Origin of the sequence: Barnesiella sp. An22, from assembly GCF_002159975.1 — a bacterium.
GTDB lineage: Bacteria > Bacteroidota > Bacteroidia > Bacteroidales > Barnesiellaceae > Barnesiella > Barnesiella merdigallinarum.
Genome location: NZ_NFJR01000006.1, coordinates 170,184 through 186,015 on the forward strand (window position 1 = coordinate 170,184; position 15,832 = coordinate 186,015).

Annotated in this window: 9 protein-coding genes; 3 read left to right on the top strand and 6 right to left on the bottom strand. The window is 54.2% G+C overall.

What is annotated here, in order from left to right; translation table 11 throughout:
• Positions 1 to 4: 4 nt before the first annotated feature.
• The 3 genes from B5F38_RS08085 to B5F38_RS08095 form a co-directional block, all read right to left on the bottom strand.
• Positions 5 to 3,256, bottom strand: coding sequence for a TonB-dependent receptor (locus B5F38_RS08085; protein WP_087408781.1), 3,252 nt, complete (start codon positions 3,254 to 3,256; stop codon positions 5 to 7).
• Between the two features lie 91 nt (positions 3,257 to 3,347).
• Positions 3,348 to 4,685, bottom strand: a complete 1,338-nt coding sequence (gene glpT / locus B5F38_RS08090) for a glycerol-3-phosphate transporter (RefSeq protein WP_087408782.1) — start codon at positions 4,683 to 4,685, stop codon at positions 3,348 to 3,350.
• 45 nt (positions 4,686 to 4,730) lie between these two features.
• Positions 4,731 to 6,299: a glycerol-3-phosphate dehydrogenase/oxidase gene (locus B5F38_RS08095; RefSeq protein WP_087408783.1), complete on the bottom strand. Its 1,569-nt coding sequence runs from the start codon at positions 6,297 to 6,299 to the stop codon at positions 4,731 to 4,733.
• A gap of 231 nt (positions 6,300 to 6,530) precedes the next feature.
• On the opposite strand from B5F38_RS08095, the gene B5F38_RS08100 reads away from it, so the two are divergent.
• Positions 6,531 to 7,295, top strand: a complete 765-nt coding sequence (locus tag B5F38_RS08100; protein WP_087408784.1) for a DeoR/GlpR family DNA-binding transcription regulator — start codon at positions 6,531 to 6,533, stop codon at positions 7,293 to 7,295.
• Between the two features lie 120 nt (positions 7,296 to 7,415).
• Here the strand turns inward: B5F38_RS08100 and B5F38_RS08105 are convergent, their stop codons facing one another.
• On the bottom strand, positions 7,416 to 9,038 hold the full coding sequence (locus B5F38_RS08105; protein WP_087408785.1) for a T9SS type A sorting domain-containing protein: 1,623 nt from the start codon (positions 9,036 to 9,038) through the stop codon (positions 7,416 to 7,418).
• Between the two features lie 324 nt (positions 9,039 to 9,362).
• Between B5F38_RS08105 and B5F38_RS08110 the strand changes: the two genes are divergently transcribed.
• The gene (locus B5F38_RS08110) at positions 9,363 to 11,096 is read left to right on the top strand and encodes a DNA/RNA non-specific endonuclease (RefSeq protein ID WP_087408786.1); all 1,734 of its coding nucleotides are present in this window, start codon (positions 9,363 to 9,365) and stop codon (positions 11,094 to 11,096) included.
• 197 nt (positions 11,097 to 11,293) lie between these two features.
• On the opposite strand, the gene pgeF is transcribed toward B5F38_RS08110, so the two are convergent.
• Together pgeF and obgE are read right to left on the bottom strand one after the other, a co-directional pair.
• On the bottom strand, positions 11,294 to 12,106 hold the full coding sequence (gene pgeF / locus B5F38_RS08115) for a peptidoglycan editing factor PgeF (RefSeq protein ID WP_087408787.1): 813 nt from the start codon (positions 12,104 to 12,106) through the stop codon (positions 11,294 to 11,296).
• Positions 12,106 to 13,242 carry a GTPase ObgE gene (obgE, locus tag B5F38_RS08120; RefSeq protein WP_087408788.1) on the bottom strand — a complete coding sequence of 379 codons (1,137 nt, stop codon included), beginning with the start codon at positions 13,240 to 13,242 and terminating at the stop codon, positions 12,106 to 12,108. Before obgE ends, pgeF begins: the two co-directional genes overlap by 1 nt.
• A gap of 522 nt (positions 13,243 to 13,764) precedes the next feature.
• On the opposite strand from obgE, the gene B5F38_RS08130 reads away from it, so the two are divergent.
• Positions 13,765 to 15,801: a leucine-rich repeat domain-containing protein gene (locus B5F38_RS08130; protein ID WP_158096860.1), complete on the top strand. Its 2,037-nt coding sequence runs from the start codon at positions 13,765 to 13,767 to the stop codon at positions 15,799 to 15,801.
• Positions 15,802 to 15,832: the final 31 nt, after the last annotated feature.

The following is a 15,832-nucleotide window of genomic DNA, read 5'->3' on the forward strand; positions in this document are numbered from 1 at the left end:
ATCGTTAAAATGTAATATCCACACCCACCGAGAAGTTACGCGAGTAGCTGTATGCCATACCGGTACCGTCGTTCTGTCCGGCAGCCTCGGGGTCGATATAGAGGGTATGCTTCTTCATCGGCGACCAGTACCACAAGTTTTCACCCGTGAAATAGACACGCAATCTGGTAAAGACTTTTTTCAATACCGGCAAGGTATAACCAATGGTAAGGTTTTTCAACCGCAGGTAAGAGGCATTTTGCAGATAGCGGTCGTTGGCCACGCCCAGCTGACTGGAAGCAAAAGTCTGATAACCACGGAAACGGGGGAAGTATCCACCGGGATTCTCCTCCGACCAGCACTGGTCCATAAAGTTGGCCGGGATAAAGCTCGTGAATGCGCGTGCATAGGGGCCCCAGAATCCGGTCGAGAGGTAATCGGGGTACCAGTCTCTCTTGCCTACACCTTGGAAGAAGGCGGTAAAGTCAATGCCGTTCCAGTCGGCACCCAAACGGAAACTGTAGCAGTAACGAGGAGTTTCGTTACCGATAATCTCACGGTCACCCGGGCTGTCGGCAGTCTCGTCACCCTTGCTGATGACATTGTCGCCGTCGAGGTCAATAAACTTCAAGTCGCCGGCACGGTAGTAAGGATCGACTTTATCGGTGAGGATACGAGTATTCACAGCATCCTGGTTTACCCGCGAGGTATATTCGGCTGCCTCTTCATCGGTAGCGAACAAGCCGGCTACACGATAACCCCAAATTTCACCCCACTCCATACCTTCGTAGATGTCGGTCAAGTTCTTTTCGGGGTTGTTATACTTGGTAATAACCGTTTTGTTATCGCCCAATGTAGCCGAAATGCTATAATTGAAACGCTTGCCCATCAATGCAAACGAGTCGTTCCAGCCCACAGCAAGTTCCCAACCCTTCGTGCGCAGGTTGGCACAGTTCTCATCGGGTTCTACCGCCCCAAAGACACCGGGCAATACAATCGATTTACCCAGCATACCTTCGGTATCACGAATGAAGTAATCGCCTGTGAAATTCAAACGATTGTTGAGGAACGACATGTCGAGACCCACGTTCCAGGTAGCGATGGTCTCCCAAGTCAAGTAACTGGTTTTGGGATTGGATACACTGGCATATTGCAACTTCGAGGTTCCATCGAGCGTATAGCTCATGGTATTGCCCGTGAGAATCTCTTCAATATAAGAGTAGTCGTCTACCTCCTGGTTGCCCAGTTTACCGTATGAGAGACGTATCTTGGTATTGTCAACCACGTCTCGGATAGGCTCCCAGAAACTCTCCTCGCTGATGCGCCAACCGGCCGATGCCGAGGGAGTGAATACCCAGCGGTGGTCGCTGCGGAAACGCGAAGAACCATCGTAACGGGCACTGGCTTCGAAGAGATAACGGCCTTTGTAATCGTAGTTCACACGACCGAAGAAACCGCTGTTACGCCACTCGGAGATGGTTTGAGCACGAGTAATATCACCCGTAGCGTTGGCAAAGGTCGACATGTTCTCGTTCAACAGAGCCAGCTGCTGCAACTGCAAATAGGTGTTGCGAGAGCCACGATACTGATAACCGGCCAATGCGGTAAAGTTATGCGCCTTGTTCCAGGTGTGGGTATAGGTAGCATAGGCATTCAAGTTGTGCTCGTTGGTCTCGTAGTGATTTTCACGATAGTAATCCTTGAAGTTACCGGTAATGATGGTCTTCTCCTCGCCCTGCTTGTTGGAGTAGTGCAGGTTGTAGTTACGCACCGAGTTGAGACGTTTGCGGTATTTGTAGCCGTAATCGACCGTCAAGACGAGGTCTTTGAAAATATCGATGTCGAAGCGGTTGCCTATGATAATATACTTTTGGTTGTTCTGATGGTGCGAACGGTCGTCGACCAGATAGGGCCCGGCACCGTTGAGGGTAGTGTTGGCATGAGTTTCGGCATAGACCGGCAGTCCCTCGGGAGTCTTGGCCGGCCACGAAGCCATCAAGGTTTTGTCGACCTCCATCAGGGTCGAGTTGATGGTAGCCAGACCGCTGTATTTATAGGACGAGGAGAAGAAGTTGACATTGGTCGAGTAACGCAACCAAGGTTTAACCTTCACATCGAGTTTGGCGCGGGTCGAATAGGTGTCGTAGGTATCGGGGGTTACGTTCAAGATACCCTCCTCGCGGTTGTACCGGCCGCTCACATAATATTTCACCCGGTCGTTTCCTCCCCGTATCGAGAGGTTGTATTCCTGTTGCGGACGGGTTTTGCGGAAGAGATAATGATACCAGTCAAAGTTGGCATAATACCGATACGAACCGTCGTCTTGCAGTACTACCCAGGGACGCTCGGGATTCTCGGTCTTGTCGTTGCGGCGCTCATACAGCATCTGCATCTCCTCGGCCGTATAGTTGGTAAAGTTGGTAGCATACTGCGAGTAGTAGGCCTTGTCGACCAGGCTCACCTGATCGTAACCCGAGGTCATATAGTCGGTCGATGTCGTATTCTGCGACCAACCGAACCGGCCGTTGAAGCTTACCGTAGCTTTGCCGGCCTGGTCGGCACCCGTCTTTGTCGTAATAAGTACAACACCTTTCGACGCGGTAGCACCATAGATGGCGGCAGCCGAAGCATCTTTCAAAATAGAAACCGACTCGATGTCGTTGGGGTTGACCATATTCAGCTCGGTCACCACACCGTCGACCATAATCAGCGGGGTATTGGACGTAGAGATAGACGATATACCACGAATATTCATCGAATAGCCGCCGCTCGACCGACCCGACTCCATCGTCAGGTTCAACGAAGGATCGGCACCTTGCAGGGCCATGGCCACGTTGCTTACCGGGCGGGCGTTAATCTCCTTGGCGCTGATGGTTCCCACGGCTCCCGTCAGGTTCACCTTCTTCTGGGTACCGTAGCCCACCACAACCACCTCGTCGAGCAGCTGATCGGCATCTTTCATCCTGATAAGAACAAAGTTCTTGCCGTTGACCGAAACATTCTGTTTTTCATAACCGATAGAAGTGACCTCGAGGGTCGCATCGGAGGGTACGTTTTTCATAGTAAAAGCTCCGTCCACATCGGTCGAACGCCCGATAGAGGTTCCGGCAACCTTGACTACGGCCCCGATAATGGGTTGGTCATACTTGTCGACCACCTTACCGGACAGCGAATTACCACCTCCAGACTGAGCAAACATCTGTAGACCAGACATCAAGATGATAGCCACCAGCAGGCAAGCCCATCTTCTGTGCAGTGTGTTTGTTAGTAAATTCATAATTTTTTTGATTTATGGTTTTTATTAGGTTTTTGAAGTTTCCTTATATCGTCCCGAAAAGCGGCCGGAACCAACTCTCCGGCTATCGGGGTTATCGACGGTTCACCGCCCTATCCTCTTTGCAAAACAGCATCAGCACCACCGTAACGGCACAGGCCCCCAGCAGCAGGAAGAAACCTCCATCCCAGCCGAAGTGCTCGAAGACATAGCCCATGCCGATGTTGGCAAAGACGGCCGAACCCAACAGATAGCCGAAGAGACCGGTGAATCCGGCAGCCGTACCGGCGGCTTTCTTCGGAACCAGGTCGAGGGCCGAGACACCAATCAGCATCACCGGGCCGTAAATGAGGAATCCGATAGCGGCCATGGCCACATTGGTCACCGTAGCCGAAGCGCTGTTCCAATAGACATACACGGCCACCATCACCAGCAACATGTAGATGATGGTCACCGGCGAACGGCGGCCCTTAAAGACCTTGTCGGAGAGCCAACCGCAGAGTATCGTACCAAAAATGCCGGCAATCTCGAAAGCGAAATAGGACCAACTGCTGTTGGCCAAATCCATGTGTTTCACCTGCTCGAGATACATCGGCGCCCAGTCGAGTACACCGTAACGCACAAAATAGATGAAGGCATTGGCAAAGGCAATGACCCACAACAGCTTGTTATTGAACACATGACCAAACAGAATCTCACGGGTAGAGAGTTCCTTCTCCTGTTCGGCCGAATAGGCCTGCATACACTCATCGGGTTTATAAAGCTCGATGGGAGGCAGACCGCACGATTGTGGAGTGTCGCGTACCAGCAGATAGGCTATGGCCGCTACCCCCACGGCTACGATGGCCGGGAAGTAGAATGCGCCGGTCCAATTACCAAAAAGGGTGATACCGAAGACAGCCAACGGGGCCATCACCGCACCACCTATATTATGAGCTACATTCCAAATCGACATCTTCACGCCACGTTCGCGGGCCGAGAACCAATGCACCATCACCCGTCCGCACGGAGGCCAACCCATACCTTGCACCCAACCGTTTACAAACAAGATGCAGAACATAAAAAGTATGGAGAGCGAACCGACGCTCCAAGGAATAAGACCCATGACGGTCATTATCACCGCCGAAGCGACCAGACCCAGCGGAATGAACACCCGCGCATTGCTGTGATCGGAGACGGTTCCCATCACAAACTTGCTGATGCCGTAGGCTATCGAAACTGCCGACAGAGCCCAACCCAAATCGGCCTTGTCGAAACCCATCTCCTCGAGAGCCGGCATGGCTATCGAGAAGTTCTTGCGTACCAGATAGTAGCCGGCATACCCGATGAATATACCGAGGAACACCTGCCATCTCAACTTCTTGTACTCCTTGTCGACCTTTTCCTTGGGAAGGGGGTCGATGACGGGAGCCGGTCTGAACAACTTCAACATATTATCCTCTATCTTTTTTTATCCTCTATTCCTCTTGCGCAACCGTCAAGCCAAAATGTAATTCTTGGCCAAACGGGTAAAGGCTTCGACCTGGTCGGCCTCCCACCGTCGGTCCTTATCCATCTCGCGAGCCATGATCGAGGCCACCCGGGGTGCCATGTCGATAGCGGCGCGGGCATCCATAAAGAGGGCTCTCACCCGGCGGGCCAATACATCCTCGACAGTCTGCGCCATCTCTTCACGCACGGCCCACACCACATGAGCCACCCGGAAGGTGTAACCGATATGGAGCAGGTCGCCCAGCGAAGCATCATTCTCAATCATGGCGGCTATCTCGTCGGCATCGCTTCCATAGACGTAGTCCCACGTCGAGCGGTCTACCTGCTCGCGATAGCCGTGCAGCCTCATCTTGCACGTCACGCACGGGCGACGTTCGAGCCCTATCAGTTCGGCCACCTTATCGACCGCATCCTCGGCCATCTGCCGGTAGGTAGTCCACTTGCCGCCGGTAATGGTGAGCATGCCCGAGTCGGAAACATATATCTTGTGGTTGCGCGAAATCTCTTTCGTCTTTTTGCAATCGCTGTGCGAGGGTGCAGCCAACGGACGCAGACCGGCAAAGACCGACAGCACGTCGCTGCGTTTGGGCTTGCGGGTGAGGTATTGTCCGGCCTGGTCGAGAATGAAATCGATCTCCTCGTCGAGCGGTTTGGGCTCGAGCGAATTTTCATTGAGCGGCGTATCGGTCGTACCCAGCACCGCCTTGCCGTGCCAAGGCACCCCGAAGAGCACCCGGCCGTCGCGGGTCTTGGGAATCATCAGGGCCGACTCTCCACCCAGAAAGGCGGCATCGACCACGATATGCACCCCTTGACTGGGGCGTACCTTCTTGCGGCTCTCGGGCTTGTCCATCTGCATGATGTCGTCGACATACACGCCGGTGGCATTGACCACCCCTTTCACATTCACTTCGTAGGTACCGCCCTCGAGCGTATCCTCCAGAACGGCCCCCCGAATCTTGCCCGAAGGGTCCTTGAGCAGCGAAGTCACCTTCATATAGTTGATGCACACGGCTCCGTGATCGGCAGCACTCTGCATGAGCGTAATGGCCATGCGCGAATCGTCGAACTGTCCGTCGTGATATACCACACCGCCGCGCAGGTGGTCGTGCAGCAGACCCGGCAGCTCCTTCAACGTCTGTTTCTTCGACAGCGGCAACGAACGTCCCAAACCCAGCCGGCCGGCCAGGAAGTCGTAGCAGCACAACCCAATCGTGTAGAACGGCTGCTCCCACCAACGATAATTGCCTATAATGAAACGCATGTCTTTCACCAGATGCGGAGCATTACGCCACAGGCGACCACGCTCGTGCAAAGCCTCGATTACCATCGATATATCGCCCTGCCGCAAATAACGCACCCCCCCGTGCACCAGCTTCGTACTTCTGCTCGAAGTAGCTTTGGCAAAGTCGTGTTGTTCAACCAATAAGACACGATAGCCTCGACTCGACGCATCGACTGCCACGCCCAGCCCGGTGGCTCCGCCTCCTATCACCAACAAATCCCATGGTCTCTTTTCCTCGGCCATCTCTTTTATCAAGCCCTTACGTTTCATTTTCTTATCTTTCAATTTTTGATTTCTTATCAACCTTCGCGATTCTACTTTCTTTTCGTGATACAAAGAAAATAAAAAAGGATAGATAAAACAAGAAAATATGTGTATATTTTTCGTTTCGTTTTCGTTTCAAAGATATTTCATTTCGTTTTCAAAAATATTTATCTATATTATTTGGGCTTTATTCAAATAAATTTTATATTTGTCGTATAAATACATTATATAATATATATGCTCAGTATTGCAGAACGACACAAATACATTCTCGACAAGCTCAATTCCCAAGGATTTGTAAAGGTTCTGGACATCGCCCGCGAACTGGACGTAACCCCCGTTACCATACGAAAAGACCTGAAGCTGCTGGAAGAAAAGAAACTTTTGTTCCGTACGCACGGGAGTGCCAGCCCGGTGAATCCCCATACGGCCGACATCAATATCCACATCAAAGAGCGTATCAACAGCGAAGCCAAGCGGCGTATCGCCCACAAAGCCATCAAACTGATCGAGCCCAACGATTCGATTATCGTGGCCTCGGGCAGCACCGTCTACGCCTTTGCCGAAGAGATTACCGACGACTTGAACCTGACGGTGGTCACGGCTTCGCTCAACGTATCGACCCTGCTCAACCGGTTTGAGCATATCCATGTGATTCAGTTGGGCGGGACACTGCGCAAAAGCTCCTTCTCGGTGATTGGCGACCTGGCCACTCACGCCTTCGACAACCTCACCTGCTCCAAGCTCTTCATGGGTGTCGACGGCATCGACCTCGACTATGGTCTCACCACCTCGAACATCGACGAGGCCCGACTCAACCAACGCATGATTGCCGCTTCGCTGCGCACCATCGTACTGGCCGACTCGTCCAAGTTCGGCAAACGGGGTTTCGGAAAAATCTGCACCCTCGACCAGGTCGATGTCATCGTTACCGATTCGGGCATCTCGCCCTCGATTGCCAAGAGTATCGAAGAGGCCGGTATCGAATTGATTATTGCCTGATTTCGAATTTAATCCTATTTATAAACAGGCATAAAGAAACGAAAGGCGTGGAAGTCGATTCCACGCCTTTCGTTTCTTATCGTTTTTACAGTCGGTTAAGGGTGTAATAGACCCATCGGTCTATTTCACCACCACTTTCCCCTTAACCGGATTTTTCTGTCCAATCCGTATCACATAAACACCCGACTCGATTTCAAACTCGTCGGTTGCACCGGCGGCCTGACGCACCACTTGCTGACGGCCCAACGTATCGTAGACACGTATCGTCTCGCCGCCCTGCAGATTCACCACGCGCAACCGCCGCTTTTCGGGCGAATAGAAGCGAGGCGAAAGCATTTCGTCGTCCAGCGCGCCAAACGACAGCGTGAAGCGGCCGTTTTCGTTGGCCTTATCATCGACCGTAAAGCTATACGAGCCCTCTTTCAGGTCGACCTTGGAGCTGGTGAAGTGATCGCTCAGGATTACCCGCTCGTAGCGGTCGTAGTCCGAGTCGTCGGTCAAAGCTATCTCGTAGATGCCAGCCTCGCCGGTATAGACGCCCAGCGGGGTCTCGCCCTCGACATCGGCCGTCTGGGTGTGGGCAAACCGCACCCCGTCGGCATTGTAGACGTAAATCTGGGGTACCCGCGGGTCGAAGCTCATCATCTTCAACGCATCGTTGCTCATGTCGAAGTCCATAGGCTCATCGTCTATCACATCGGCTACAAGCGATACACAGTCGCTGCCGGCCGCCGGGTTGTTGCCCGATATGCTCAGCCGGAGGCCGTGCGGTGCCGGCGAGGTAGTCAGCGGAATGGCGGGTTTGTCCAAGGTCAGTTCTTCCGACTCGAGCAGAGTTGCCGTCTGGGTGAAGAGAGCCGAGAAGGGAGCTATCGTGTTGCCCTCCCACGAGTTCAAGGCGACGAAGCTGCGGGCTGCCGAATCATACGAGTAGAGAATGTGGTCGATGCTCATCTGCTCGCTGGTATAGGAGCAGAGATACGGAATACCGAAGAGGTTCCAGCCCATGTTCTCCTTATAGGTAAACTGAGGACGTCCGTTCACCACATTCTTCAGATTGTATTGCCGCAAGAGCAGACTCTTCGCTCCACTGGCCGTCTCTTCATAAACAGGCAGAGCCGATGAAGACTTAGTGAAGCGCACGGTCACCGCATCGGTTGCCACAGGGGTAGCCATGAGGTAACCCACGTTGGCGCCTATCTGACTATTTTCGAAGGTCCAGTATTTGCTGTTTTGAGGAGCTACGGCACTATACAAATCCTCGGCCCGTTTGGCTCCGTCGTATTGGTAGAGATACAACTGTTGTCCACCATTGTCGTTCACCGCGTCGGATGCCTGTATGGCCTCGACGGGATTGCCGTCGATAGTAACGCCGTTTTGCAACGACCCTCCACCGACTGCCAACGAGAAGGGCAGGCTCACCATATCCCACGAAGCGGTCGAGGCATCGATGAGCGGACTCAGGTCGCGCTCGATGGCCAGATTGTAGAGCGATACGGCATGATTGCCGGCCCGCAATCCGGCCGAATGACGCAACAGCAGGAAGGAAGGCGAGAAGGTGCGTGTAAAGGCCGAAGTCATGCGCAGCTCGCCATACTTACCCACATAGACCACACTACCGGCCCGCGGATAATCGGTATCGTTCAGGTTGACAACCAGGTTGTCGGCCGTATTCCAGGTTTCGAAGCAACCATAGTCGGGACGTCTCTGCCCGTCGGCACTCAAGGCCTTGTGACCGAGCATGCGCTTATTGCCCAGTGCATCGCAATCGGTCGAGAGGTTCGTTTAAAACAACCTATCGGGGAAAAACAGTTGATTCGAACAATCGCCTCCCGTTCCTATCCAATACCCTCTCTCCCTCCAGGGGAATAGAGGTATTTGATATTTTTTAGCGGGTTAACAGGCTGCTCCACAACCTTTATCAATGTATCTAAATCGAACTCTGCCCCAGTCGAACCTCTTCATGATGCACATTTTGACGCATTGACGCCAAAATTTGACGCATTGCCCGCTCGCCTGGCCCGGTCTCGACTATTTTTGTAATTATATACAGAAAATACACCGACCATGAGAAAAGTCATTTTCTTCCTTCTGGGGCTACTTCTTTCCCTCTGTGCATGCAAGGAGGAGAAACAGCAAGAACCCGAAATGCCCGGAACCCCTCCCGATGAGATTATCCTCACCGTATCGCCCGAACAACTGACTTTCGACGAGAACGATGCGTCGAAAAACGTCGTCACTGTCAGCACCAACACCTCGTGGCGGGCAACCGTGGCGAATGCCGCCCTGAAGATAGATCGAAGCGAGGGGACAAGCGGCGAGTGGACGATACGCATCACCGACGCTCCGGTCGGCGAGAGTTGCAAGCTCACCGTATCGACCGTACCCCGGAGCGACAACGAGAAAGCAGTCGTGCGCGAGGTGACCGTCACACGCGAAGCGGCGGTCGTTATCCCCGAACGCACTGTTATCTATAACAACGATTTCGACCGGGAGGTGGCGCAAAAGAATACCTACTGGCCCTACCTCGACCAGTTCGACGGCTGGAAAAATGCCTCGGGCACCGGCCAGGGCAGCGAGACCTACGACCAGATGAGCGTATCGGTGCGGAGCGACTGGACCTCGGACTACGCCCCGTCGGCCGACTACAAGCCTTACGCTTCAGGAAAAAACAACCTCTACTTCAACAAGAGCGGCAGTTTCGTCGCCATCAACGGCATACGGGTGGGCGAAGAACGCGACTTCGTGTTGCAATTCGGTAGTTCCGAGAACAAACTGTTCGACTACACCGACCTGCGGGTCGAGGTGGGTAACGGCTCGACGTGGATTGCTCTCGACTATACCCGGCCGCTGACCAACAACTGGGAGCTCACTACCTGCGAGTTTTCGGTCGAGGGCCTTACCGACGGCACCCTCGGTATCCGGTTCAGCACCACCGACGGGGCCAACATGATGCGCATCGACGATGTGCGGCTGACCGACGGCGACCCGTCGGGCCAGGTCATCGCCTTTGACAATACCGTCTACCCCCCGGCCGAGCTGCCGGTCTACGGCACCAGCGACGAGGTGGTGACACACTACGGACTCATCGACGGCCAACGGGTGCGCAACTACACCCTGCTCTTCGACCGCGACAAACATGCCGCCCTGTGGGTGGCCTACCCCCTGCACGCCTGCTACCGGGGTGGCAGCGGACGTACCGACGCCTGGGCAGCCGACCCCTTGATTGAGGAGAGTTTCCAGGCACTGCTCTACGGCAATCCCTACTGCTACTACGACGGCTACTCGCGCGGCCACCAGATACCCTCGGGCGACCGCACCGTGAACGACGAGCTGAACAGCCAGACCTTCTACGCCTCGAACATGACGCCGCAAAACAGCGACTTCAACAGCGGCGTGTGGGAGTCGCTCGAGAGTAAAATCCGCAACAACATCTGCAACGATACCCTCTATGTGGTGACGGGCTGCTACTTCGGCAACGGATACACCACGACCTACGACGGCAGCTACGGCAGCAGCCGCGACCCCAACGCCAAACTGTGCGCCGTGCCTACCCACTACTTCAAGGTAATCCTGCGTACCCGCTCGGGCAATACGGGGAAAGCCATAGGCCAGTGCGACGCCGGCGAACTGAAAGCCATCGGCTTCTGGCTCGAGCATCGTAGCGACTATCCCGCCGCCTTCAGTACCGACTGTTGCAAATCGGTAGAGTATATCGAGCAACAGACGGGATTCACCTTCTTCCCCACGGTCGACGCCGCGGTGAAACAACAATGCACACCCTCAGAGTGGGCTCTCTAACCTATCCCCACTGAGACAGACAATACTAAAACAGGGGAAACGCCGACCGCCAGACGACTGATGTGCGGTCGATTATAAAAGACTGTAACCCGACGACTCGATCGAGGGTTCAGTCTTTTTTATTTCGGTACAGACAGAGTTTCCCGGGCTGTAAAAAGAGGCCCGCGTAATGTCAAAGGCAGGCAACAGAACGGGGCTTACCCCTCCTGCCGAAAATACAATCCGGTGAGAAAACGGCCGGAGCGCACACCCAGTGCCCGTGCCGAGAAAAATTCGTCGCTGTGCTCCCGGGTACAGATACCGGCCACCTCGATGTGCGAAAGTTCCACCCCGCAAGCCTCCAGCTCCTCGACGGCTGCCGCCCACAGGTCGATGTGCGACCGGCGCGACGGATAGCGCCGCACCACAGCCCGCTCGTCGAATCCGGCCGAGAGGAAAGCCTCGACCACCTCGTCGCCCACCTCGAAACTGTCGGGACCTATCGACGGCCCCACCGCTGCATACAAGCGGGCGGGCCGGGTATCGTAACGGGCTTGCATCGACTCGACCGTAGCGCGGATGATGTGGGCCGCCATGCCCCGCCACCCCGCATGCACGGCGGCACAAGCCCGGTGGTCGGGGTCGTAGAGCAGCACCGGCACACAATCGGCCGTAGAGACGGCCACAGCTATTCCGGTGCGGTCGGTCATCACCGCATCGACACCCTCGAGCATCTGTCGCCTATCGCCGTCAGGGCTGTCCTGCCAGTCGCGGGAAACCGCAGCCACCTCCACCCCATGCACCTGATGGGGAGCAGCCAGGCAGTCGAACCCCAGGGCATCGCGCAGCCGCTGCCGATTGGCAGCAACCCGCTCGGGAGCATCGTCGGTATATTCGCCCAGATTATCGGTCGAGAAAGAATCGTCCGTCACAACGCCCCCTCGGGTAGTGACAAAGGTGACGACACCCGGCAGCGCATCGAAAAGCGGGAAAGAGTACCAGCGGAAGGTATCGGTCGTGTGCAGAATCATCACCACTCCTCTTCGTCGAAGTTATCGCCGTCGACCAGGTCGTCGGCCTCATCGTCGAGCCCGGCGCTCGTATCGAAATTGTCCTCCTCGGCTACCCGGTGACGGGCATCGAGGTTGCGGTGCGTCAAGGTCATCACCCGGTTGGACTCGTCGTTGAGCTGATTCCACAAGAGATCTTTCAATTCGGTAATGCCCAGCCCCGTCACCGACGAAATAAATACGGTAGGGATGTCGGGCAAATCCTCTTTCAGGGCCTCGAGCAACTCGTCGTCGAGCATGTCGCACTTGGTCACGGCCAGCACCCGCTGCTTGTCCTGCAAATCGGGGTTAAAGGCGGTGAGCTCGCGCAGCAGGATTTCGTACTCGCCCCGAATGCTGTCGGCATCGGCCGGCACCATAAAGAGCAACACGGCATTGCGCTCGACGTGGCGGAGGAAACGCAACCCCAGACCCTTGCCCTCGCTGGCCCCCTCGATGATACCTGGAATATCGGCCATCACAAACGAGCGGTTGTCGCGATACGAGACAATGCCCAGATTGGGTTCGAGGGTGGTAAAGGGATAGTCGGCAATCTTGGGACGGGCTGCCGATATGGTAGAGAGCAGGGTCGATTTGCCCGCATTGGGGAATCCCACCAGACCCACATCGGCCAGCAGTTTCAGCTCCAGAATCACGGTGCGCTCGATAGCCGGCTCACCGGGCTGGGCATAACGCGGAGTCTGGTTGGTGGCCGACTTGAAATGCCAGTTGCCCAAGCCTCCCCGGCCCCCTTTGAGAAGCACCAGCTCCTCGCCGTCCTGGGTTACCTCGCACAGGAACTCGCCCGTGTCGGCATCGAATACCGCCGTACCGCAGGGCACCTCGATGGTCTTGTCCTCACCATCCTTGCCGAAACTGCGGTTGGCCCCGCCGGGCGAACCATTGCCGGCAAAGACGTGACGCGAATATTTCAGGTGCAGCAGAGTCCACAAATTGCGGTTGGCCCGCAAATAAATATTACCGCCCCGGCCGCCGTCGCCGCCGTCGGGACCGCCTTTGGGCACATACTTGGCCCGGTACAGGTGCATGGCTCCGGCGCCACCCTTGCCCGAGCGACAAAGTATCTTCACATAATCTACAAAATTCGACTCTGCCATATTCTTCTCTTATTTTTATTATCCGCTGCAAAGATAGTGAAAGGCGAGAGCAGTGGCAAATGAAAACTTTGTTTTCAAATTTGACCATGCCGAGCCGCCTCCTGTCTTCTACAAAGATAGTGAAAGGCGAGAGCAGTGGCAAATGAAAACTTTGTTTTCAAATTTGACCATGTCGAGCCACCTCCTGTCTTCGTGTAACAAACGATAGTGAAAAGTGGTCGGAGAGGCAAACCGAAACAAAATTTCGAGTCTGATTATCCCGAACCGCATCCCATCTTCTATCCATAAAGATAGAAACAAAAAGTCAAACCCCATCGGGTTTCAGACACTTTATCTTTTTTAAATAGGAATACCGATTTGTACAGCGATAGTCCCTTATCGAGATTTCAAGTAAAATCTACCGATAAGAAAAATAAATAAAAATTCACAATAACTCTTTTTAATAAAGATTTTATGTATATATTTCCATATATTATGGAAACATATACCTTTGCAGTCGTATTAACTAAAACAGGTATAACTATGAAGAGATTTCTTACTTTTTTTGCTCTCATTACAGCTCTTTGCCCGTTCCAGTCCAAAGCCGCAGATGCTACAACATTTGAGGTAAATCGAATCCAATACACCGTTACCGGCGAGAATACGGTAGGCGTGTCGGGATTTAACGAGACGTATGGATCGGACGAAACCCCGATGACCGAAGTTATCATTCCCGAATCGGTCGCTTACGAAGGGAAAGACTACACCGTGACTTCGCTCGAAGAGTATGCCTTCCAGTGGTTGTCGGACATTCGCAAAATCGAAATGCCCAATACGGTAACGGCTCTGAAAAACAACGCCATCTACTACAACTACGATCTGGAAGAGGTGGTACTGTCGCAAAACCTCACCACACTGGGAGCCTATGCCCTGGCTTCGAACAGCAAACTGAGCTCGCTGGCTATTCCGGCCGGAGTGACCGAGATTCCGCAAAGTTGTTTCTTCAATGACCAGGGACTGACCACTATCACCTTTGCCGGTGACTTCACCTCGATAGGCAGTGGAGCCTTCTACAAGACGGCCATTACCGAGATTGAGATTCCCGGCAGCTGCAAGACGATTGGCAACAATGCCTTCCAGCTCTGCCCCAACCTGGCCCGGGTAACTCTGGACGAAGGAGTAGAAGTGCTGAGCGAAGGTGCCTTCAGAGAGTGCAGCAAACTGACCGAAATAAACCTCCCCGCCAGCCTCAAGTCGATAGGAGAATATGCTTTCCTCGATGACTCGTCGCTCGCTTCGGTAACCATCCCGGCCGGCGTAACCGAGATTGGCGACGCGGCCTTCTCCTACACGGGAGTAACAGCCTTCGAAGTAGAGGCCGGCAACACCGTATGCCAAGCCATAAACGGGGTATTGTACTCGGCCGACGGTAAAGTGCTCATGGCCTATCCGACAAAAGCCGAAGCTACCGAATACACCATTGCCGACGGCTGTCTGGGTGTGGGCGAAGGTGCATTTGCGCACTCAAACGTACAGAAAATAGTTGTGCCCGATGGTATGCGTGCCTTCGACGACAACGCCTTCTCCGAGTCGGCCCTGTCCGAAATCAACTTCCCCGCATCGCTCGTACTGATGGGTAACCAGGCTTTTGCCTTGACGCAACTGACCACACTAGTTCTTCCCGAAAACATGACTGCCGTGTATGAAGGGACCTTTGCCCAGTGTACCGCTCTGAAATCGATAACGATTCCCGCAAGCATCCGCGACATCGAGGCCTACGCCTTCAACGGCAGCACCGCTCTCACCGAAGTATTCTGCCTGGGTGCCACCCCTCCCGTACTGAACTATTACGAGGGTTACGACCACCCCTTTGGCAACCTTGAAGCCTCACAGGTAACCGTGTATGTTCCCAAAGGCTGCAAAGCCGACTATGAGGACAGCGAGTGGGGCTACCAGTTCGACCACATCGTCGAGTCGGCTACCGGAGTCTTGGCTTACGAGAGTGTGCTCCCTGCCAACGATTCGGAGCTCGAGACCCTCGGCACACTCGAAATTACCTTTGCCGACAACATCTCGCTCGTGCAACAATACCCCGAGGTAACCGTCGTAAAAGGCCAAGAGCTCTATGGCGAACCGGTCGTGAACGAAGGTGGCTGGATGGCCTATGCCAGCGGAAAAACGGTAAATGTATTCCCGGCCGATGAGTATCAAGAGGGCGTTCAACCCATTGTTCTGGAAAGCGGCGAAGAGTATTATGTGACTATCCCGGCCGGTATTGTCGAAAATGCCGACGGCGACCAAAATCAGAAAATCGTGCTCCACTACTCCGGCAAGGTTCAGTCGGGTATCGAACAACTCGAAGGCAATGCCTGCTTCGTAGCCCAAAATGCCGGCATGCTGCAGGTGGTATTGGGCGAGCTGAGCAACTGTACGGTCGAGCTCTTCAACGCTACGGGCAACCTTGTCGATCGCATCGACGGGGCTCAAGGTTCGGTTTCGTTCCAACCTGCTGCCCAAGGCCTCTACCTCATTCGGGTAACTTCTGGTGGAACTGTCAAAACATTCAAAGTGGTCAAATAATTTTCCAAACACGCCACTTGCAAAAGAGGGT

Coding starts and splice junctions, on each gene's coding strand:
- B5F38_RS08085 (WP_087408781.1), bottom strand. CDS start 3,256: ATGAATTTACTAACAAACACACTGCACAGAAGATGGGCTTGCCTGCTG.
- glpT (WP_087408782.1), bottom strand. CDS start 4,685: ATGTTGAAGTTGTTCAGACCGGCTCCCGTCATCGACCCCCTTCCCAAG.
- B5F38_RS08095 (WP_087408783.1), bottom strand. CDS start 6,299: ATGAAACGTAAGGGCTTGATAAAAGAGATGGCCGAGGAAAAGAGACCA.
- B5F38_RS08100 (WP_087408784.1), top strand. CDS start 6,531: ATGCTCAGTATTGCAGAACGACACAAATACATTCTCGACAAGCTCAAT.
- B5F38_RS08105 (WP_087408785.1), bottom strand. CDS start 9,038: ATGCTCGGTCACAAGGCCTTGAGTGCCGACGGGCAGAGACGTCCCGAC.
- B5F38_RS08110 (WP_087408786.1), top strand. CDS start 9,363: ATGAGAAAAGTCATTTTCTTCCTTCTGGGGCTACTTCTTTCCCTCTGT.
- pgeF (WP_087408787.1), bottom strand. CDS start 12,106: ATGATTCTGCACACGACCGATACCTTCCGCTGGTACTCTTTCCCGCTT.
- obgE (WP_087408788.1), bottom strand. CDS start 13,242: ATGGCAGAGTCGAATTTTGTAGATTATGTGAAGATACTTTGTCGCTCG.
- B5F38_RS08130 (WP_158096860.1), top strand. CDS start 13,765: ATGAAGAGATTTCTTACTTTTTTTGCTCTCATTACAGCTCTTTGCCCG.